Annotated in this window: 11 protein-coding genes; 7 read left to right on the top strand and 4 right to left on the bottom strand. The window is 42.4% G+C overall.

Translation table 11 applies throughout. The features are described from left to right. The first annotated feature begins 151 nt into the window (after positions 1 to 151). The 6 genes from malQ to H5181_RS00605 all read left to right on the top strand — a co-directional run bounded on the left by malQ (position 152) and on the right by H5181_RS00605 (position 12,411). A complete protein-coding gene (gene malQ / locus H5181_RS00630; RefSeq protein ID WP_182749828.1) occupies positions 152 to 2,422 on the top strand; it encodes a 4-alpha-glucanotransferase in 2,271 nt (756 codons plus the stop codon). Between the two features lie 13 nt (positions 2,423 to 2,435). Further along, entirely contained in the window at positions 2,436 to 4,670 is a 2,235-nt protein-coding gene (glgB, locus tag H5181_RS00625) for a 1,4-alpha-glucan branching protein GlgB (protein WP_182749826.1), read from the top strand. Positions 4,671 to 4,712: 42 nt separating this feature from the next. Beyond that, a complete protein-coding gene (gene glgX / locus H5181_RS00620) occupies positions 4,713 to 6,812 on the top strand; it encodes a glycogen debranching protein GlgX (protein WP_259396907.1) in 2,100 nt (699 codons plus the stop codon). Continuing rightward, entirely contained in the window at positions 6,812 to 9,328 is a 2,517-nt protein-coding gene (locus H5181_RS00615) for a glycogen/starch/alpha-glucan phosphorylase (protein ID WP_182749822.1), read from the top strand. Before glgX ends, H5181_RS00615 begins: the two co-directional genes overlap by 1 nt. Positions 9,329 to 9,423: 95 nt before the next feature. Next, positions 9,424 to 10,686 (top strand): glucose-1-phosphate adenylyltransferase, encoded by a 1,263-nt coding sequence (glgC, locus tag H5181_RS00610; RefSeq protein ID WP_059743697.1) that lies wholly within the window; start codon positions 9,424 to 9,426, stop codon positions 10,684 to 10,686. Between the two features lie 9 nt (positions 10,687 to 10,695). Further along, entirely contained in the window at positions 10,696 to 12,411 is a 1,716-nt protein-coding gene (locus H5181_RS00605) for a glycogen synthase (RefSeq protein ID WP_182749820.1), read from the top strand. 178 nt (positions 12,412 to 12,589) lie between these two features. Here H5181_RS00605 and H5181_RS00600 read toward each other — a convergent pair whose 3' ends face one another. The 4 genes from H5181_RS00600 to pabB all read right to left on the bottom strand — a co-directional run bounded on the left by H5181_RS00600 (position 12,590) and on the right by pabB (position 20,039). Further along, entirely contained in the window at positions 12,590 to 14,983 is a 2,394-nt protein-coding gene (locus H5181_RS00600; protein ID WP_182749818.1) for a TonB-dependent siderophore receptor, read from the bottom strand. Between the two features lie 246 nt (positions 14,984 to 15,229). Further along, a complete protein-coding gene (locus tag H5181_RS00595; RefSeq protein WP_182749816.1) occupies positions 15,230 to 16,951 on the bottom strand; it encodes a phospho-sugar mutase in 1,722 nt (573 codons plus the stop codon). Between the two features lie 373 nt (positions 16,952 to 17,324). Next, positions 17,325 to 17,999 (bottom strand): glutathione S-transferase family protein, encoded by a 675-nt coding sequence (locus tag H5181_RS00590; protein WP_182749814.1) that lies wholly within the window; start codon positions 17,997 to 17,999, stop codon positions 17,325 to 17,327. A 618-nt stretch (positions 18,000 to 18,617) separates the two neighbouring features. Next, the gene (gene pabB, locus H5181_RS00585) at positions 18,618 to 20,039 is read right to left on the bottom strand and encodes an aminodeoxychorismate synthase component I (RefSeq protein ID WP_182749812.1); all 1,422 of its coding nucleotides are present in this window, start codon (positions 20,037 to 20,039) and stop codon (positions 18,618 to 18,620) included. A gap of 138 nt (positions 20,040 to 20,177) precedes the next feature. On the opposite strand from pabB, the gene H5181_RS00580 reads away from it, so the two are divergent. Beyond that, positions 20,178 to 21,755: a fumarate hydratase gene (locus H5181_RS00580; RefSeq protein WP_404948476.1), complete on the top strand. Its 1,578-nt coding sequence runs from the start codon at positions 20,178 to 20,180 to the stop codon at positions 21,753 to 21,755. Positions 21,756 to 21,782 lie beyond the last annotated feature (27 nt).

Genomic DNA, 21,782 nt, shown 5'->3' with positions numbered 1-21,782 from the left:
ATTTGAATGTCAACATCGATTGGTAAGTAACTGATTTTTAGTTAGTAATCGTTGTCATTTTATTGCCATTAATCTGTCTTCAATTTGTTATGATGAACTGGCATGGTAACTGCTGGAATTAATGCAGTTAATTATCGCGAGGGAGACAAATATGGGACTAGAGAAGTTGCTATATTTGCAAGGCGTTGGGGCAGAGTTTATCGATTGTTTCGGTAATCTTGTTCACATACCCGCTAGGGACAGGCAGGGCATTTTAACCACGATGTTATTGCAATCATCGTTTCATCAACATGAACATCTTCATGATGAGTCCGACCCGCAATCATTTGATGTACAGGATTTTACTCAGCAGCAATTATCACAACCAAGGATAGACGCACGAATAGAGCTACTCGATGTACAGCCTTGGTTGCTTCCGCTACATACTTTTCAATGGTGTACTATTGATAAGCCTCATGTTGATGTCTATCTGCCAGAGAATTATGTATCTGGGTTTGTGGTGACCATCAGCGGTGAAAATATTGACACAATCTCGGTGAGTGCCAATGTATGTGATTGTGTTATTGCTGGCGAATATCATATTAATGATAAGCGTTATTGCCAATATCGCTTAATGCTTGATAACGCTACATTGAATTTAGGTTATCACCAAGTTGATTTAGCGTTTAATCATGATCCTCAGCGTAAAGACACCTTACATGGACAGTTGATGGTTGCACCGTCTACGGCTTATCAAGGTCGTTCAGCGCAACCATTTAACAACAATAAGGAATCATGGGGACTTAATGCGCAACTGTATGCTTTACGTAATGAGGCGCAATGGGGCATTGGTGATTTTGGCAATTTAGCTGAACTTATAGAGTATGCTGCCAATGCCGGTGCGGATTTTATCCTTCTCAATCCACTGCATGCTGTAGACATCAGCCAGCCAGATAACCCTAGTCCATACAGTCCAACGGACCGCCGTCGATTAAACCCTTTATATATACAAATTGAAGCCGTTGATGAATATAAGGCCCTCAATGGGGAACTCTTATCACAGAAGTGGCAACAAAAAAGGTTAGTGCTGAATCAAGCACATCTTATAAATTACGATGAAGTGCATAGCCTGAAATACGCAGCCTTCGAGAAAATGTATCAAATATTTTGTTCTCACCACGTCAAGCTCGAAACGCCACGGTACAAAGCCTATAAGGCATTTTTAGCACAAGATGAAGCTGCACTGATGCAGTTTGTTACCGTTGAAGTGGACTTGGCATCTAAATATTTCACTCAAGATGTTGGCTTTTATTTGTATCTACAATTTGTCGCTAATGAGCAATTACAAGCTTGCCAGTTGAATGCAAAACAATGTGGTATGAGTATTGGGCTTATCCGTGATTTGGCTGTCGGGGCGGTGAGTCATGGCGCCGAAATTAGTGCCAATGCCGATTTGTTTTGTGACAATGCCAGTATTGGTGCACCGCCAGATCCTTTTGCTGAACATGGCCAAAATTGGGGTTTAACCCCATTCGATCCGGTTAAATTAAAACAGCATGATTATAGTCATTTTATCCAGTTGGTTCGCAGTAATATGCAAAGTTGCGGGGCATTGAGAATTGATCATGTCATGGGATTACTGCGTTTGTGGTGGTGGCCACTACATGAAGAACTCGGTAATGGTTGTTATGTCTATTATCCGTTAGAAACCTTGTTAGCCATTGTTTGTTTAGAAAGTCAGCGCGCTCGTTGTATCGTGATTGGCGAAGATTTAGGCATAGTACCACCGGAAATTGTGGCGTGTTTGCAGGAAGCCGGCATTTTATCCAATGAATTATTTTATTTTTGTAAAGACCACAATCGCTTCAAATCACCACAAAACTATAAGCGTCAAAGCCTGATGATGCTGGCTAATCATGATGTACCAACGCTTTCTGCGTGGTGGTTTGGTGCTGACTTACTTCTACGACGTCAGCTCGAATTGATTGAAACCGATGACAAATTACAACAGGCCATAGACCAGCGTCAGCAAGAGAAACTGCAATTGATTGACTTGCTTATCCGCGAACAGGAATTTGAACTACCAACCTCCATTACATCGGTTGAACAATTAGATTTTGACAGTGTGTTATTGGCCTGGATACGTGTTGCCGCAAATGGCAATGCACAACTGTTTAGTGTGCAATTAAGTGATTTAGTCGCCGATAAACACGGGGTAAATATTCCCGGCACCTGGAAAGCATTCCCTAATTGGCAGCGTCGATTACCCCTTTCAATCAAACAAATGTCCCAAAGCCCTAAAGTGCAGCAACGTCTAGAAGCGATAGCATCAGCCCGAAAGTCCCGAACTCAAGCCAGTGCAGTTAACACAAGTGCAGTAAATACAAGAACAGTAAACACAAATACAGAAAACACATCGACATCCGATAAACTTGCCTATTAATGGATCATTGAATATGACTGTAGCGACCCCGTATTTTCAACAAGGTAGTGAAATAGCCTTATTAAATGGTGAGTACACAGATGTGTTTTCACTGCTTGGCATGCACAGTGTTAATGATGGTAAAGCGCTGGTTGTCCGTTGCTTAATACCTGGTGCGATCAGTGTTGATGTGTTGAGCGCTAAGGATGGACGTAAAGTGGCAACACTTGAGCAAGTGAACGAGCACGGTTTATTTGCCGGTAAAATGGGCCGAAGAGTGAAATCTTTCGCTTATTTATTACGGGTACAATATCCCTTGTGTGAGCAACTTATTAACGACCCATATCAATTTGACAGCATACTCAACCCTGATGACGTGTATTTATTTGGCGAAGGAAGCCAGTTGCAAACATACCATTTTCAGGGGGCTAATTGGCGCGAGCATCACGGTGTGAAAGGGGTTCATTTTTGTGTTTGGGCGCCTAATGCTAAGCAAGTTGCGGTGATGGGTGATTTTAATTTATGGGACAACAAGCGCCATATATTGCGTCACCATCCAGCCAGTGGGCTGTGGGATATTTTCATTGCTGAGGTTGAGCCCGAACAACACTATAAATACGCCATTAGCGATATGCATGGCAATCAAGTTATTAAGTCCGATCCTTACGCGGTCGCCATGCAACCATCACCTCATAATGCCTCGAAAATCCCTCATGTCGAACGTTATGACTGGCAAGATAGTCAATGGTTAGCAGATCGGGCAAGTCATCAGCCACACGTACAACCTATGTCTATCTATGAGGTGCAATTAGCATCGTGGCGACGCAAGGGGGATGACGGCCAGGAATATACTGATTACTCGCAGTTAATTGCCGAGTTAGTGCCTTATATCAAAGAGATGGGTTTTACCCATTTACAGTTAATGCCAATCAGTGAATATCCGTTTGATGGCTCTTGGGGTTATCAACCCGTAGGGTTATTTGCCCCTACGTATCGCTTTGGTGATGCCAATGGCCTTAGAGCTTTTATTGATGAATGCCACCAGCAAGGCATTGCGGTGTTACTCGATTGGGTGCCAGCACATTTTCCTCGCGATCCTCATGGCTTGGTGCGATTTGACGGTAGTTGCTTGTATGAACATGATGATCCCCGCAAAGGCGAACAACCGGATTGGGACACACTAATTTATAATTATGGCCGCGCAGAAGTACGCAGTTTTTTATACAGTAATGCCCATTACTGGTTAGATGAATTTCATTTTGATGGCTTAAGGCTTGATGCTGTGTCGTCTATGCTCTACCTCGATTACAGCAGAAGAGCGGATCAATGGATCCCAAATAAATTTGGCGGTCGTGAAAACCTTGAAGCTATCAGCTTTCTACAAGAATTAAATGCGCGCATGTACCAATGCTTCCCAGGCATTAACATGATTGCTGAAGAGTCCACCGCATGGCCAGGTGTGACGCAAGCCACCAGCAATAATGGCTTAGGATTCGGTTTTAAGTGGAATATGGGCTGGATGAACGACACTCTGCGTTATATCAGTTGCGATCCCCTTTTTAGGCGTTATCACCATGGTGAACTTACTTTTAGCTTGGTGTATGCCTTTACGGAACAATTTATTTTGTCACTCAGTCACGATGAAGTAGTTCACGGCAAGGGGTCGTTACTGCATAAAATTCCGGGTGATGACTGGCAGAAGTTCGCCACATTACGTGCTTATTATGGCTTTATGTGGACTCATCCGGGCAAAAAATTATTGTTTATGGGTAACGAATTTGCCCAGCGCAACGAATGGAACCATAACCAGAGCCTAGACTGGCATTTATTAACCTATGCACCACATCAAGGTGTGCAAGATTGGGTGCGCGATCTCAATCAATGCTATCAACAATATCCTGCATTATATCAACGCGATCATCATAGCGACGGTTTCCAATGGCTCGACTGCAACAATGCTGACAATAACATTTTGGTGTTTTGTCGTTTTGGAATGGACAAGCAACAACATGTGGTGATTGTGGTCAACATGTCTCCACAGGTTTATTACGACTTCAGAGTGGGTGTACCCACGGCGCAAAACTATCGCGAATTGCTTAACAGCGACCATCGCCACTATGGTGGCGGTGATGTCGTCAATGATAATCCCTGTGAAGCTCAGGCTACTCCATGGCAGGGCATGTCACACAGTATTGTTATCACAGTACCACCGTTGGGTTGCAGTATTTGGGTTCCAGAACTAGACGAACAAGATCAGCCTACGCAATAAGTGGGTGACGAAATAATGGTTTCAACTTTACAAGGGCATGTTATGGATATGACCAGCGGTTATCCTTATCCACTAGGGGCAACACTCGATGATAACGGGGTGAATTTTTCGTTATTTTCGGCGCATGCAACAAAAGTAGTGCTGTGTATTTTTGACTCCACAGGCTGTGTTGAAATAGCGCAATACATTATGCAGCATCAAACACGACAAATTTGGCATTGCCACTTATCGGGTGCTAAAGCGGGACTGCTTTATGGCTATCGAGTTTTTGGGCCTTACCAGCCTGAACTCGGGCACCGTTTTAATCATCATAAATTTCTGCTCGATCCTTACGCCAAAAGATTAGTCGGGGAAGTGACATACCACTCTGCGATTTATGGTTATGACATTGATGCCTTAAATGAAGATTTGTCATTTGATACTCAAGACAGCGCACCATACATGCCCAAATGTATGGTGTCAGACAGTCGATTTGTAAACGATATTCCAATTGCACCCCTTAATATTAGTCTCGCTAGAAGCATCATATTCGAGACTCATGTAAAGGGTTTTACTCAACAGCACCCCAATATTCAATTGTCCCAACAAGGGACGTTTGCTGGGTTAGCTAGCCAACCGATAATCGACTATTTACAAAACTTAGGGATTACCTGCATAGAGTTGTTACCCGTGCATGGCTTTTTTGATGAACCCTTTTTGGTGCAAAAAGGCCTGACTAATTACTGGGGTTACAACAGCATTGCTTTTATGGCTCCACATTCTGCTTATTTATCGGATGAGGGAGATATTGGCGAATTCAGACGAATGGTTTCTACACTTCATCTTGCTGGGATTGAAGTGATCCTCGATGTGGTTTTTAACCATACCGCCGAAGGAAACCATTTGGGACCCACTTTCAGTTTTCGTGGTATCGATAATGCCAGCTACTATCGATTATTACCCAATGAAAAACGTTTCAACATTAATGATACTGGCTGCGGCAATACCTTCAATCTTAATCATCCCCAAGTACTGATGCTGGTCATGGATTCGCTGCGCTACTGGGTAGAAGTGATGGGCGTTGATGGGTTTAGATTTGATTTAGCCAGTTGCCTTGGACGAGAAGCTTATGGATTTGATCGTGGAAGTGGCTTTTTTGATGCCATCACTCAAGATCCTGTGTTGTGCAAAGTCAAATTGATTGCTGAGCCGTGGGATATCGGCCCAGGGGGGTATCAGTTAGGCAATTACCCAGTGGCATTCAGTGAGTGGAATGACCGTTATAGAGATGCTATGCGCAAATTCTGGCGTGGCGACAGTGGTTTATCACCTGAGTTTGCCAAGCGGTTCCACGGTTCAAGCGATTTTTTCGAACATAACGGTCGTGGCCCTGCCGCCAGCATCAATTTTATTACTAGCCATGATGGTTTTAGTTTGCATGATTTGGTCAGTTACCGTGATCGTCATAACTTGGCCAACGGTGAAGAAAATCGCGATGGTCATCAAGAAAACTGTAGCAGCAATTACGGCATAGAAGGTGAGTGCGACGATGTCGATATTAATGCAATCCGCAGCCGACAAAAACGTAACTTATTAACGTGTTTGTTATTGTCTCAGGGGGTGCCAATGTTGTTGGCCGGCGATGAATCTAGCCAAACTCAGCAAGGTAATAACAATGCCTATTGCCAAGACAATCCTATTGGTTGGTTCGACTGGCAGCAAATAGATTGGTCATTGGTGAATTTTACCGCTCAGTTGATCACCTTACGTAAACGCTTTCCTATGTTATGCCATCAAGCATTTATTCATAAACCTGAAGCACTATTCGATAATGGTCTAGCATGGTTTAACCGCCAGGGTGAGGTGATGAACAAATGCCATTGGGGTGAGTATCAAATCCGGACTTTGAGTGTCATCTTAACGGGAAATTTAGCTCATGCTGATGTTGGCGCTGTCGCTGAGAGTACAGAAGCATTGTTATTGATGATTAATACAGACGAGTTAGCGCATACCTTTACTCTGCCACAATTACCCCATCTTCGATATTGGCATTGTTTATTACATACCCAAGAAAGTGAGCCTTCAGTGGATGAGGATCAGCAAGTCAGTTTAATGAGTCGTAGTTTAATGTTATTCCATACCGAGTTTACAAGGAGCAATTGATGACCACAGCGAAAGATAACGCCAGTGCTAATATCAGTAAAACCAATAGTAAAGTTGAAGTCACTGCCGAGATATTAATAGACGAACAAGATTGTTCTCACGAAGAACCTTGCGATAGCTTAAAAGCCTTATTAGCAAGACATATGCGCTACGAGTTATGTAGAGACGATCACGATAAACATGAATTGTTTAATGCCTTAGCACAAAGCGTTAAGGAACAAATGCTTGATGACTGGCGACAAACACGGCTCAAGGATAATCAATATCAACAAAAACAAGTGGCCTATTTGTCATTAGAGTTTCTGATGGGCCGAGCATTAGGCAATGCATTATTAAGTTTAGACATTACCGAGGATGCTCAACAAGTACTCACAGAGTACGCCACTAATTTAGAGCATATTGAACAAGTTGAGCATGATGCAGGGTTAGGAAATGGTGGACTTGGACGCTTAGCGGCTTGTTTTCTCGACAGTTGTGCTAGTTTGGATTTACCCGTTACAGGTTATGGTATCCGATATCAATACGGCATGTTTGTACAAAAAATAATAGATGGTTATCAGGTAGAGCGACCCGATCGTTGGTTACGAAATGGTAATCCTTGGGAAGTCCGAATTTCTAATCATATTGTTTCTGTCCCTTTTTATGGTCATACCGAAACCCATTCTTTTAAGCAGGGACATCGGCATCATGTTTTGGTTAACACTCAAAAAGTATTAGCTATTCCATATGATATGCCTATTCCTGGTTATAAAAATAATCGTATTAACACCTTACGTTTGTGGAAAGCGGAAGCCAATGATGACTTCGATTTAGCAGAGTTTAACGAAGGTGATTATGCAGAAGCAGTAGCGACTAAAAACTTGGCTGAACAAATTACCATGGTGTTGTATCCCAATGACGCTAGCGTTAATGGTAAAGAGTTACGGCTGAAGCAACAATATTTTTTATCTTCAGCCAGTTTACAGGACCTATTAATCCGTTATGTGAACAAGTTTGGTGAAGATTTTAGCCACTTCAGTGAGCTTAACGTAATGCAGCTTAACGATACACATCCTAGCATTGCGGTGCCAGAATTGATGCGATTGTTGCTTGATCAATATGGCTTAAGTTGGGACGCTGCGTGGGCAATTACAAGTCAGTCGATGGCATATACCAATCATACTTTATTGCCAGAGGCATTAGAGCGTTGGTCAGTTCCTATGATGAAAAATATGCTTCCTCGTATTGTCGAAATCATATTTGAGATTAATGCACGGTATTTAGAGTTAGTGGCACATCATTGGCCTGGTGACATTCAAAAGCTGACTGAGATGTCAATTATTGAAGAGGGCGGAGAACAGCAAGTTCGTATGGCCTACTTAGCCATCGTTGCCAGTTTCTCTGTTAATGGTGTGGCAGGGTTACATACTCAGTTACTCAAAGAGGGGTTATTTAATAACTTCTATCAATTATGGCCTAACAAGTTTAATAACAAAACTAACGGTGTAACTCCTAGACGTTGGCTAGCATTTTGTAACCCTAAATTATCTTCGTTGATTTGTAGTCGTTTAGGCAATGATTGGATTAAGGATTTGTCACGGCTTAAGGGGCTAAATGATTGTATTAGTGACAAAGCATTTGTTAAAGAATGGGCCCAGGTAAAATTTGAGAATAAACAATCATTAACCCAATTTATGAGACAGCAGTGTGGCGTCGAATTTGATCCTAAGATGATGTTTGATGTGCAAGTTAAGCGTATTCACGAATACAAGCGCCAATTGATGAATATCCTACATGTTATCCATTTATATCGCCGTATTCTTAATGGAGACACGCAGGATATGGTGCCGCGTTGCGTGTTAATTGGTGGAAAAGCAGCCCCTGGGTATGCCATGGCAAAACAGATTATTAAATTGGCCAATAATGTAGCCCATATGGTGAATTCAGATCCTCTTGTTACGCCATATTTACGCATGGCATTTATACCTAACTACAACGTCAGTGCGATGGAGAAAATTTGTCCGGGCACTGATTTATCTGAGCAAATATCAACAGCTGGTAAAGAAGCCTCAGGTACAGGCAACATGAAATTCATGATGAATGGTGCCTTGACCATTGGCACATTAGATGGTGCCAATATTGAAATGCTTGAAGAGGTTGGCCATGAAAACTTCTTCTTATTTGGCTTAAATGCTAGCCAAGTAACGCAAGCTCGTATGGATTACCAACCTCAACACATTATTGATCATTCGCCAGCCTTTCAAGGGGTGATGAATATGTTAGAAAGTGGTCATTTTAATTTGGTCGAACCGGGGATTTTCGACAGCATTATTGCCTCGATTATCGACCCTAATGATCAATGGATGACGGCCGCTGATTTTGACAGTTATTGCCAAGCACAAGCGCTGGTGGCAAAAACCTATCTTGATCAAGATAGTTGGCAAGAAATGAGTATTAAAAATACCGCTGCAAGCGGGCGTTTTTCAAGCGACAACACCATAGCGGGCTACCGCGACGAAATTTGGATGAAAAAGTAAAACAGGGAAAGTGATGTGATGCCACAAATAAGATAAATCATGTATCAATGTTTATTTTTTAATGGCTATATTAAATAGCAAAATGGAGTCTGCTTATGAGTAATATTCGTTATATTAGTAATTTAACCCGTGATACCTATGCGTTGATTTTAGCGGGTGGACGTGGTTCACGCTTGTACGAATTAACCGATTGGCGCGCTAAGCCCGCACTATATTTTGGGGGGAAATATCGCATTATTGATTTTCCATTATCAAACTGTATTAACTCCGGAATACGCCGCGTGGGGGTGGTGACACAATATAAGTCGCATTCATTAATTCGTCATGTTACTCGTGGCTGGGGACATTTTAAAAAAGAGCTAGGGGAGTCGGTTGAAATACTACCGGCTTCTCAACAAACATCAGGTAACTGGTATCAAGGTACTGCAGATGCCGTATTCCAAAATATTGATATTATTAGACAGGAAATTCCGAAATATGTGATGATCCTATCTGGTGACCATATATATCGTATGGACTATGCCGGCTTGTTAGCTGCCCATGCAGAATCAGGTGCTGAAATGACGGTGTGCTGTTTAGAAACACCTATTGATGAAGCCGCTGGAGCTTTTGGGGTAATGGAAGTTGATAGCGATCATCGGGTGATTGGCTTTGAAGAAAAACCAGCTGAGCCTAAATCGATACCAAGCGATCCAACAATGTGTTTAGCTTCTATGGGCAACTATGTATTCAACACTAAGTTTTTATTTGAACAGTTAAAAAAAGATGCCAATAACGAAAAATCAGATCGTGACTTTGGCAAAGACATCATTCCAGCCATTATTGAAAATCACAAAGTGTTTGCATTTCCATTTTCCAGTGCGGTTGCTGGACAACCTTCATATTGGCGTGATGTTGGGACATTAGATTCGTTTTTTCAAGCAAACATGGAACTGTTATTACCCACACCGCCACTCAACCTTTATGATGCAAAGTGGCCAATTTGGACCTATCAAGAGCAGTTACCACCCGCTAAATTTGTGTTTGATGATGATGATAGGCGCGGTATGGCTGTGGACTCTATTGTTTCCGGTGGCTGTATTATTTCAGGTGCTAAAGTTAAACGTTGTGTATTGTTTGATGAAGTGAGGGTATGTTCTTATTCGTTTGTAAAAGACTCGGTTTTATTACCCGATGTGGTGGTATTGAAGAACTGTAAAATCCAAAATGCCATTTTAGATCGAGGTTGTATCATCCCTGAAGGAATGGTGATTGGTTATAATCATGATCACGATAGGGCTAAGGGTTTTAGGGTATCCGAAAAAGGCGTTACTTTAGTAACACGGAAAATGTTGGGTTTACCTGTTGGCTACGAATAAGGACTGTAAATGACTCAAGATAGTGTAAAGCGAGTACTGCTGGTGGCAGCAGAAAACGATGCACTGCACGGCGTTAAGGTGGGTGGCATGGCGGATGTTATCCGCGATTTGCCCCCTGCATTAGCCATATGTGAAGTGATAGCCGATGTTGCTATGCCAAATTATGGTTTTTTGGCCCAGCGATATCATGCTATGCATATGGTTGATATTGAGGTGTGCTTTGCTGGTGAACACCACACTGTAGCTGTGTATCGAATGCCTAGGCCACAAAACAAAGATGACATAGCAGCGGTCAGCAAAACTGATGCTGACGATTCAATAGCGCAAATTTATTTATTTGATCATCCGTTATTTAACCATCACGGTAAAGTCTATTGTGACGGTTCCGCCGACAGACCTTTTGCCGAAGACGCGACAAAGTTTGCCTTGTTCTCACTCTGTGTTGCCACTAGTTTAGTGCAAGGAGTATTACCGCGTGTTGATGTGTTACACCTTCACGACTGGCACACCGCCATGGTGGCAATGCTTCGCAGTTGTGTTGATGAATTTGCAGTCTTAAAGGCTTTACCTTGTGTATTTACGATTCACAACTTGGCATTACAAGGGATCCGCCCCTTTACCGGAGATGATTCTTCATTCGGCCATTGGTTTCCCCAATATATGGGTAAGTTAAATCCAATTGCGGATAACAGCTTGTTTGATCCTCGTTATGACAATTGCATCAATCCCATGAGAATGGGGATTGTACTGAGTGACAAAGTGCATTTGGTGTCACCGACCTATGCTCGAGAAGTGCTAATACCATCTGACTATATTAAAGGTTTTTTTGGTGGAGAAGGTTTAGAGAACGACTTAAATGCTAAATGTCAGCAAGGCAAGTTAGTCGGGATCATTAATGGTTGCGTTTATGATGAGGTTAATAACACCGATGAACCTCATCATCATGATTATGCGGCATTATTACTTAAAGCTGAAAATACCCTTATTAAATGGCAAGCTAAGGTTGCTAATGTCAACGTGATAGATTCGATTGCGCTCACCCGTATTAGCCAATATAAACATGCACTATTGGCCAACACCCAGTTGCTAAAAAACAGTCAGGTTGTTCCCGATACAGACCGTTTTCTGTTGACTTTTGTTGGACGTTTAACCGAACAAAAAATGTTAATTTTATTACAACCATTTATTGATGCAGAAGGTCAAACCACCACAAAAACCGTGTTAGATGTGATAGTAGAATCGCTTAAGCGACATCAACCGAGTGGGGTGTTTATGTTGCTTGGTAGCGGTGATCTGCATATTGCTAAGGCACTGCAGGCTACAGCGGCGCGTTATGATAACTTTGTGTTTTTACACGGTTATGATGAAGCATTATCTGAGCAACTTTATCAATCGGGCAGTTTATTTTTAATGCCAAGTTCATTTGAGCCATGCGGAATAAGTCAAATGCTGGCAATGCGGGAAGGGCAGCCTTGTTTGGTTCATGGCGTGGGCGGATTGAACGACACTATTATAGATAATGTCAGTGGTTGGGTGTTTAATGGTGAAACGCTAGCAGCGCAAGCGCAAGCTCTGGTTGAACGTGTTAATCAAGTGTTCGAGTTATATGGCAGCGATACTTGGCAACAGGTGAAGCACAATGCCGCCAAACAGCGATTTAGCTGGGACGATGTCGCGAAGCAATATCTTGCAAAGCTCTATGTCACGAATGCTAATGATCATTAAACATCGTCAGTAAACACGATCAATAAGGATTAGTCCGTTAGCAAGACAACTCAAGCCAATGTTATTAACCAATCGTTCTCTGTTCAGCTTGAGGTAATAAAAAAGCCAATCAAACATGATTGGCTTTTTTATTTTCAGCGCGGTTATCGGCTGATTAATGCTTACTAATAAAGATTATTTAGTAGGTGTAGCGTAGATCTAAGTAATAGTAGCCACCGTTAAAACCAAATGGAGTATTAGTCAGTGGGTATACAAATATGCCGTTAAAATTATTATCCTCAGGGCGTTTCTCTGGATAAGTATCAAACAGGTTTTGTACCCCTAACGTAACAGCAAGATTATCTGTTGCACGGTAGCGAGTACTTAAATCTGTGGTCCATCTTGCACCATATTCCACTTCACTAGATGAATAACCCACGGTATATTCACCGAAATAACTGAAACGTAAGTTAGTGGTGAAGTCATCATATTGATGAGTTAAACCGATGTTAGCGGTATTTTTCGGATTAGCTTCCGTCATGCGAACGACTTCAATATTATCAAATAGTTCGTCTTCTAATCCGTTGAGGATCGAAGGCAAAGAAATTGACTCAATTTCAGTTTCTTTGTATGAGTAAGCAAGGTTTGCTTTTAAATCGCCGTATTCACCAAGGTCAAAACCTTGAGTGATAACTAAGTCTACACCTTGAGTTTTAGTATCAACCGCATTCATAAAGAAACGAGCCGAGTCGGCATTGGTGCCTTCAAGAATGGCAGCAATGGCAGGTGAGCTTTCTTTGTCGATAGAGCCTGACAAAATGATTCTGTCATCAACATTGATTTCATAAGCATCTAATGTCACTGCAAAGCCATTGTCGCCTGTGTAAACAATACCTGCACTATAAGAGTGTGATACTTCAGCTTTAAGATCAGGAATTCCTAGCTCTGCTCTAACCGGTGATAACTGGTTAAAAGTACCTGACTCTCTAGGAATAAACTCACCAGTGACCGGATCTGGATCAAAGAAAGTTGATACGTTGGTAAAATAAAGCTGCTGTACACTTGGCGCGCGGAAACCAGTGTCGGTGGTTAAACGAAGTGCCACACTGTCTGTTAGCTCATATCGACCAGACAATTTCCAACTGGTATTGCCACCGAAATCTGAATAGTCTTCATAACGAACGGCTGCCGCCCAATAAAAGTCATCGGTAAGTTGGTTTTCAAGTTCGATGTACAAACCAAGGTTTGTGCGGTCTTCATCTACTTCAGATTCTTTAGTGAAACCACCAAATCCCTGACTACCACCTGATTTATCTTGGTAATCGCCTTGGATATACGATTCTTCTTGGCCAGCTTCAATTTGATAGCCACTTTCGCGCCATGTGATGCCCATTGCTACGAGTAAGTCTGAGTCATTGGCAAAATCGTAGTAGGTTGAAGCATCTAAGTTTAGATTCAGCTCACTGGTTGATAACGTACCAGCATCAAAGTTTGTTGGGCTGTTAGGGCCAAGCGAAGCATTAATGCTGTTTTCAACATTGTATTCAAAGCTGTTGCTACCAAAACCAACTGATGAATCAATTTCCCATTGGCCCAACTCAAACTCATAACCGGTGACTAAAGAGTAATCGATAATTTCTGGGCTTATTTGTGGTAAAAAGCCATCTGGATACACTTCAATAACGTTACGAGAATCCAACGCACGACGATAAAAAGCGCCTGAAGTTGAGCTGCGTTTGCTAATACCACCAAAGGCATAAAGCTTACCGTTGGTATCTAATCCTTGCTGAGCATTTAAAAATAAACCGTAGTTGTCATAATCACTGTCGCCAACATGATGATTTTTACGATCGAATGTGGCTTCACGTGGATCAAGACTACCATCTGCGAGCGTCGGATATTGCTGACGTGGATCGAGACCTGCACGGTTAGTTGAATTTTTCTGGTGTGCTTCTAAAGACACATTCACAAAGCCGTCTTGGCTAAAACTAAAACCTTGATTAATGCCTAAGCGTACTTGTTCACCGTCGCCTTCGTAGGTTTGGCCTACCTGGGCGGCAATGCTGCCACCTTCGTCGCTGTCTTTCAGTACGACGTTGATTACACCTGCAATCGCATCAGATCCGTATAGCGCTGACGCACCGTCACGTAAAATTTCAATCCGCTTGATTGCTGTCATTGGAATGGCATTAAGGTCAACGTTAGATGAACCTTTGCCTAACGTGCCAGCTAAGTGAACCAATGCTGAACCGTGGCGACGCTTACCATTTACCAACACTAAAGTGTGATCAGGTGACATGCCTCGTAAGCTTGCAGGGCGAACCGCGTCGCTTCCATCGGTAATTGACGAGAATGGAAAGCTGTAGCTGGGCGCAGCAAACTGCAATGCCTTAGCAGTTTCGGTGATGCCTGTTGCTTCAAGTTGTTCTGAGGTAATAATATCGACAGGGGTTGCACTGTCTGTGGCGGTACGAAGGGCAATACGCGATCCAATAACCTGAATGCGCTCTAGGTTTTCACCTTCTTCTGCAGCGATTGCTACTGGGGCTGAAATACTGGCAATAACGGCCAAAGATACGAGACTTTTATACATTAGCAATCCTGCGATAACGTTATGATTAATTTTGTAACATTATAGATCATTTTCGCTGGTACATAGGTCGCTTTAATATAGGCTTGGTTAGTTCAATCAGGCATATCTCATGACACTCTGATCTAGTAAAACGCTATAACTCATCCATTGTGATTACAATTGCTTATAAGCATAAACAAACGCCTGTTAATAGTAACAGGCGTTTAACATTCTTTTGTTAATGAGACTTAATCGCTTGATGAGCTGTTAGCTGGGTAAGCTCGTTTGGTGAGATGTAATGAAGCTCGCCATGGCATCTTCTGCACGAGCTTGTGCAGATCCCCAAGTGTCTGAGCTTGTCATGGTTTCAACCACTTCGTAATAACATTTAATTTTAGGTTCAGTACCCGACGGGCGAACAATGACTCGAGCGCCACCTTCTAAGGCATAAATCAACACATCGCTGCTAGGTAAATCAATGGCTTGTTTGCTGCCATCGGCGTCAGTTCGCTGTAGACTTTTTAAATCGTCGGTCGAGATCACCGCATACTCACCAATTTTCACGGGTGGATGTTCGCGTAAATAGGCACCAATATTTGGCGTGTCAGCATTAAGGGCAATACTCACTTGTTTATTAAGGTGAAATCCGTGTTGGCGATAAATCTGCTCGAGTTTATTCCAAATGGTTTGTCCATTATCTGCAAGTTCTGCAGTCAGTTGGGCAAAGGCCACTAATGCCGATAATCCATCTTTATCCCACACTAAGTTACCAATGGTGTAACCGAGTGCCTCTTCATAAGCGAATAAGAACTGATTGTCAGCTTGGTGCTTGGCAATACCGACATTCATTAACCACTTAAAGCCAGTAAGAGTGGTATAGCTTTGGGTACCAAACTCAGTGGCAATTTTAGACAACAGGCTTGAGGACACGATAGTAGTGCCAGTAAGTTGCTTATTTTTAGGTGCATGGCTGAGTAAGTAGTGACCAAATAACACTCCAACTTGGTCGCCTGTCAGCATTTGGTAGTCGCCATTTTCAGTGCGAGCGGCAACAGCAAAGCGGTCAGCATCAGGGTCGTTGGCACAAGCGAGTGTAGCATTGTGCTTTTTGGCTTCAGCAATCACCAAATCCATTGCGCCTTTTTCTTCAGGATTTGGAAAGTTTACCGTAGGAAAGTCGCCATCAGGTTCACGTTGAGCCGCCACTGAATACACTTGGGTAAAACCAGCATCATTTAATACCGTTTCAGCCATGTCGGCACCAACACCGTGCATTGCGGTGTAAGCTAAACTGACTTTGTCTTGTCCGCTGTGGTATTGCAGCTCTTTAGCTTCACGTATTCCTTGGCGATAGGCTTGATAGAAATCGTCTTGTAACCAAGTAAGCTTATCTTGTGATATTGCGTCATCTAAGGCTAAAAAGGGAATCGCCTGAGTGGCAGCCCGAGTAATTTGGGCTGCTATGCCTGTGTCGTGAGGAGGAATAATTTGCGCGCCATTTTCCCAATAGACTTTATAGCCATTGTATTGTGGTGGGTTATGGCTTGCGGTAACCACAATGCCAGCCGCAGCGTTAAGATGTTTTACTCCAAAAGCGACTAACGGCGTGGCGGCTACCTTATAGGTTAAATGCACGTTAATGCCCATAGCGGTTAATACACTTGCGGCATCATGGGCAAAGGTAAAGGAATCATGACGTCCATCGTAACCTATTACTACACCACGTTCGGCAGCATTGTCGATTTGCTCGAGTAAGTAAGCTCCCAGACCGACAGTGGTTTGGCGGATAACCAAACGGTTCATCGCCATAGGGCCAACGCCCACTTCACCTCTTAGCCCTGCAGTGCCAAACGCTAAACGACCCGCAAAGCGCGCCGCTAGCTCGGTTTCATTGCCGTTATCAATTAATGTTTGCAGTTGTGAGCGGGTGTGTGGATCGGGATCGTTATTGAGCCATTGGTTGATTTGATGTTGAAGATGGGTATTCATGAGTAACCTCATTGATAATCATTTTCAATAACAGTAGAAAAATACCGCCGCAAGAACAAGTAAATTCGTCTTAAAGTGGATAAAAATAACAAATTGTATTCATGATTTATACGCTTAATCTACATGCTTAAACGCGATCATTAGCCTATAAAAAATCAGTTGTAGTTAAATATCAAACCTATAAACCGTGTAGATCAATTTTGAAGCTTTTATATATAAACTTAAAAACGTTGTATAGATAGAAACCTATAGCGTGCATAGTGGCGTCACAGCAAAAGTGTGGCTATACACGCAAATACAAAAAAGGCTTATGGATATCATCCACAAGCCTTTTATAACGCGATTAAAATAACGCGTTCAAAATATCTTTTGCTTAGACAGCATAATTTTGTGGGAAAAACGCACGTTTTGCGTCTTCATCAAATTCTGCTTTAAATTGAATACTTTTACCCATGTCTCTGGCGCGTTCAACAGCAGGACGGTTGTTGATGCTGTTAAACCAGCGTTGAATATTCGGGTAAGTGGCAAGGGCATCTTGACCTAATACATAGCCGACTTTATCAACCCAACCCCATGCAGCGATATCGACAATGCTCAATTCATCACCCACGATAAATTCACGGTTATTAAGATGTGCGTCAAGTACTTGGTAATGACGTTGAGTTTCACGTAGATAACGGTTTGTTGCGTAATCTATTTTCTCAGGTGCATGGTGAGTGAAATGAACACATTGACCAGAATAAGGGCCTAAACCAGTGGCGACAAACATTAACCACGACAGAAGCTCACCACGATTTTCTGGGGTTGCAGCTAATTGACCTGTTTTGTCAGCAAGGTATAAAAGAATAGCATTAGAATCAAATACCCTTACGCCGTTGTCTTCAATAGCGGGTGTTTTGCTGTTTGGGTTAATCGCTTTGAATTCAGCGCTATGTTGCTCACCTTTTAAGGTATCCACAGGCACGAGTTCAAACTCAAGGCCTGTTTCTTCGAGGAACAAGGCAATTTTCATTGGGTTAGGGCCTGGATGGAAATAAAATTTAATCATGTGAACTCCTTAGTAAGTAAGAAGCGTATTTAAGCAGGTTTTGAACGAATGCTCAATATGTATTTGAGCGATCGTTCATGGTTGAAGGTAGTTTGAGTGAATATCATGAGTAATAGTTTAAAACTTGTAATGAAAATGACTTGAAACCTAAAGTTACACCTGAAAAATAATGAGTCGCTCAGTCAGTATTAAAGGGTGTGTATTGAAAGATAATTAGGTTTTAAGAAAACCAACAGATGTAAATAAACTCACATGAATACTGACGCTAATACTGGTTTGGCGAGTAGGGAAATACCTTAGGAATAATGTTAGTTACCATCAGTTGTTATCAATATTGGCGTAAACTTGGTTTCGAGATTATTCGTTATCAAGTTCACGAGTACAGAGAAATCAAGCATCAGCTGATCTTGGTATACATCGATTGAAAGGAGTTTTATGCCTTATGTATCTTGCTAGACACGAGTTCATTTTTAAACTAATCAAGCCATTGCGATGTGCACCCTTGGGTCATTTATATTCCCGTACTTTGACAATTTGACGATTCGATAAGTCAAGAATAACCGTCATTCATGCAAATCGGGATTGTCTGTCTACTTAATGTCTATCGATAGCTGTTTATTACTGATTCAAACTCGTCAACAAAGGTAGTATTTTACTAACCTTATCAAAGCTTTCTTGATATTCCGCCGCACCATTAGAGTCGGCAACAATACCACCACCTGCCCAGCAGTAAATGTGGTTTTTTTCAGTGACCAAAGTACGAATGGTTATACTGGTGTCCATGTTTCCGTTTTGGCTTATATAGCCGATGCTGCCGCAATAAAGATTACGTCTGGATGGTTCTAATTCTTCAATGATTTCCATAGCGCGGATTTTTGGTGCACCGGTAATTGACCCTCCAGGAAAGGCGGCGTTAAGTAAATCGAATGCTGTTTTGTGTGGTGCAAGTGTGGCGGTAACCGTACTAACTAGATGATGCACAGCAGGGAAGCTTTCAATGGCGAATAACCTAGGCACCTTAACTGAGCCTGGGGCGGCGACTTTACCGATATCGTTTCTTAGCAGGTCAACAATCATCACATTTTCGGCGCGGTCTTTCTCGGAAGAAATTAATGCGCTAGCGGCTTGTTGATCCAAAATGGGATCATGATGGCGCGGCATGGTGCCTTTAATGGGTTTAGTTTCGATATATTGATCGTTAAGTTTAATAAAACGTTCTGGCGAGATAGATAACATACAGTGATTATCTACCCGCATAAATGCCGAAAAAGGTGCTTTGTTAGCCAGAGATAAAGCACAATAAGCTTGCCATTCATCCCCTTGGTATTGAGCTTCAAATCGTTGGGTTAAATTGATTTGATAACAATCACCACTCAATAAATACTGCTGCACTTGATTAAACTTATGTTGATACTGTTGATTATCTATCTGATTAATCCAAGCAGTAGCTAATCTAAACGGCTTTGATGTTATCGCGTCACTGGCTGATTTTTCTATTTTGGATTCAATTAAATTCAATTCAGTATTCAATGCGATTTTACCTTGATAATGATAAGCATACCAAGACTTATCGCTATAGCTGTAAACCAGAGAAAAATCATAAAACCCGATATTCATATCATCAAGATGAATATCTTTAATGGCAATTTGTGGCAAAGTTTCAATGTTTCGACCAAGGTCATATCCAAATGCGCCTAGGGCTCCGACACTAAATGCATGCTGGCTGTCTTGCGCTACCGGGTATAACCGCGCATGCAGTTCCGCTAATGTATTAAAAGGGTTGGCGTGGCTATCTATTTTAATGTTGAGTGTTTCGATGGCTGGATCTTTGCTACTAAATTGACAGACGCCATCGCTGCTAGTTAACGTTGCAATAGGATTAAAACCGATAATATCGAATTTGGCATCTTGGTGCGGAGCATTGGCTGAGTCGAGTAGTATCGCCCATGGCTGGTGGCTTACCAGTGAAAATAGCTGCTTTGTGTCTATTTTCCAGTCCAGTTTTTGCATAAATAGTGCGTTTTTTGCCCGCGCAGACATCGATAACCCTTATCTAAAATGTGATGTAGCCCAAAAAGGATGGAAAGAGTATCATATTGGTCTTAATAGTTAATATTAAATCGATTCTAATAAAAACGATAACCATGTTAGGCCGCAATGGCTGCTGGAGCGCCCCATATGTCGACGAATACCCCATCTCACTCTACAACTCATTCTACAATGTCTAGTCAAGCTGTCGTGATTAAACAAGCTGACTTCATTGAAAGTATTGCTGATTCTTTGCAATACATTTCGTATTACCATCCCAAAGACTTTGTTGATGCGATGACCAAAGCTTACGAACGTGAAGAAAGCACTGCGGCTAAAGACGCCATTGCTCAGATTCTGATTAACTCGCGCATGTCAGCCGAAGGCAAACGCCCTTTATGCCAAGACACTGGAATTGTCACCACCTTTGTTAAAATTGGTATGTCTGTTCAGTGGGATAAAACTGACATGACGGTTCAAGAAATGGTTGATGAAGGTGTACGCCGTGCTTACACCAATCCAGATAATCCATTACGTGCATCAATAGTGTCAGATCCTGCCGGTGCGCGTAAAAATACTAAAGACAACACACCATCAGTTGTTCACATTGACATGGTTGCTGGCAATCAAATAGAAGTGATGATTGCCGCTAAAGGTGGTGGGTCGGAAAACAAATCAAAAATGGCCATGCTTAACCCGTCTGACGATATCGCAGCTTGGGTAGAAAAAACATTACCGACAATGGGCGCGGGTTGGTGTCCACCGGGTATGTTAGGCATCGGTATTGGCGGCACCGCTGAAAAAGCGGCTGTATTAGCCAAAGAATCATTAATGGACCCTGTTGATATTCATGAGTTGATGGCTCGTGGTGCAGAGACCACAGAAGAAAAGCTTCGTTTAGACATTTTTGAACGAGCAAATAATTTAGGCATAGGCGCTCAAGGGTTGGGCGGATTAACCACAGTATTAGATGTTAAAATTAAATCTGTACCGACTCATGCAGCGTCTAAACCGGTCGTGATGATCCCTAACTGCGCAGCAACGCGCCATGTGCATTTCCATTTAGATGGCACTGGTCCAGTCGATTTAGTACCACCATCGTTATCTGATTGGCCTGAAATTACTCGTGAAGCAGGTGAAAACACTCACCGTGTGAATTTAGATACGGTCACCCAAGCTGAAATCGAAACCTGGAAGAGTGGTGATACCTTATTACTCAACGGTAAAATGCTGACTGGCCGTGATGCTGCTCATAAGCGGATTCAAATGTTACTTGAGTCAGGTGAAGGTTTACCAGCCGGTGTCGATTTTACCGGTAAGTTTATTTATTACGTTGGCCCAGTCGATCCAGTCGGTGATGAAGTGGTTGGCCCTGCAGGCCCAACAACGGCAACTCGTATGGATAAGTTCACTGACATGATGTTAGACCAAACAGGCCTAATGGGCATGATTGGTAAGTCTGAGCGAGGCCCTGAAACGGTTGCTTCAATTAAAAAGCACAAAGCAGTGTATTTAATGGCTGTTGGCGGCGCGGCATACCTAGTGTCTAAAGCGATTAAGAAATCACGTGTTGTCGCATTTGAAGATCTAGGCATGGAAGCGATTTACGAATTTGATGTGCAAGACATGCCAGTGACCGTGGCGGTTGATACCAATGGTGTTAATGCACACGAAACTGGCCCAGCGATTTGGAAAATTAATATCGCTAACAGCAAAGCTAACAAGTAAGCCATCGATAACATTGTGCTTACACAT

The organism is Shewanella sp. SG44-2, assembly GCF_014164215.1.
Classification (GTDB): Bacteria; Pseudomonadota; Gammaproteobacteria; order Enterobacterales; family Shewanellaceae; genus Shewanella; species Shewanella frigidimarina.
This window is presented reverse-complemented; position numbering and strand designations above follow the sequence as displayed.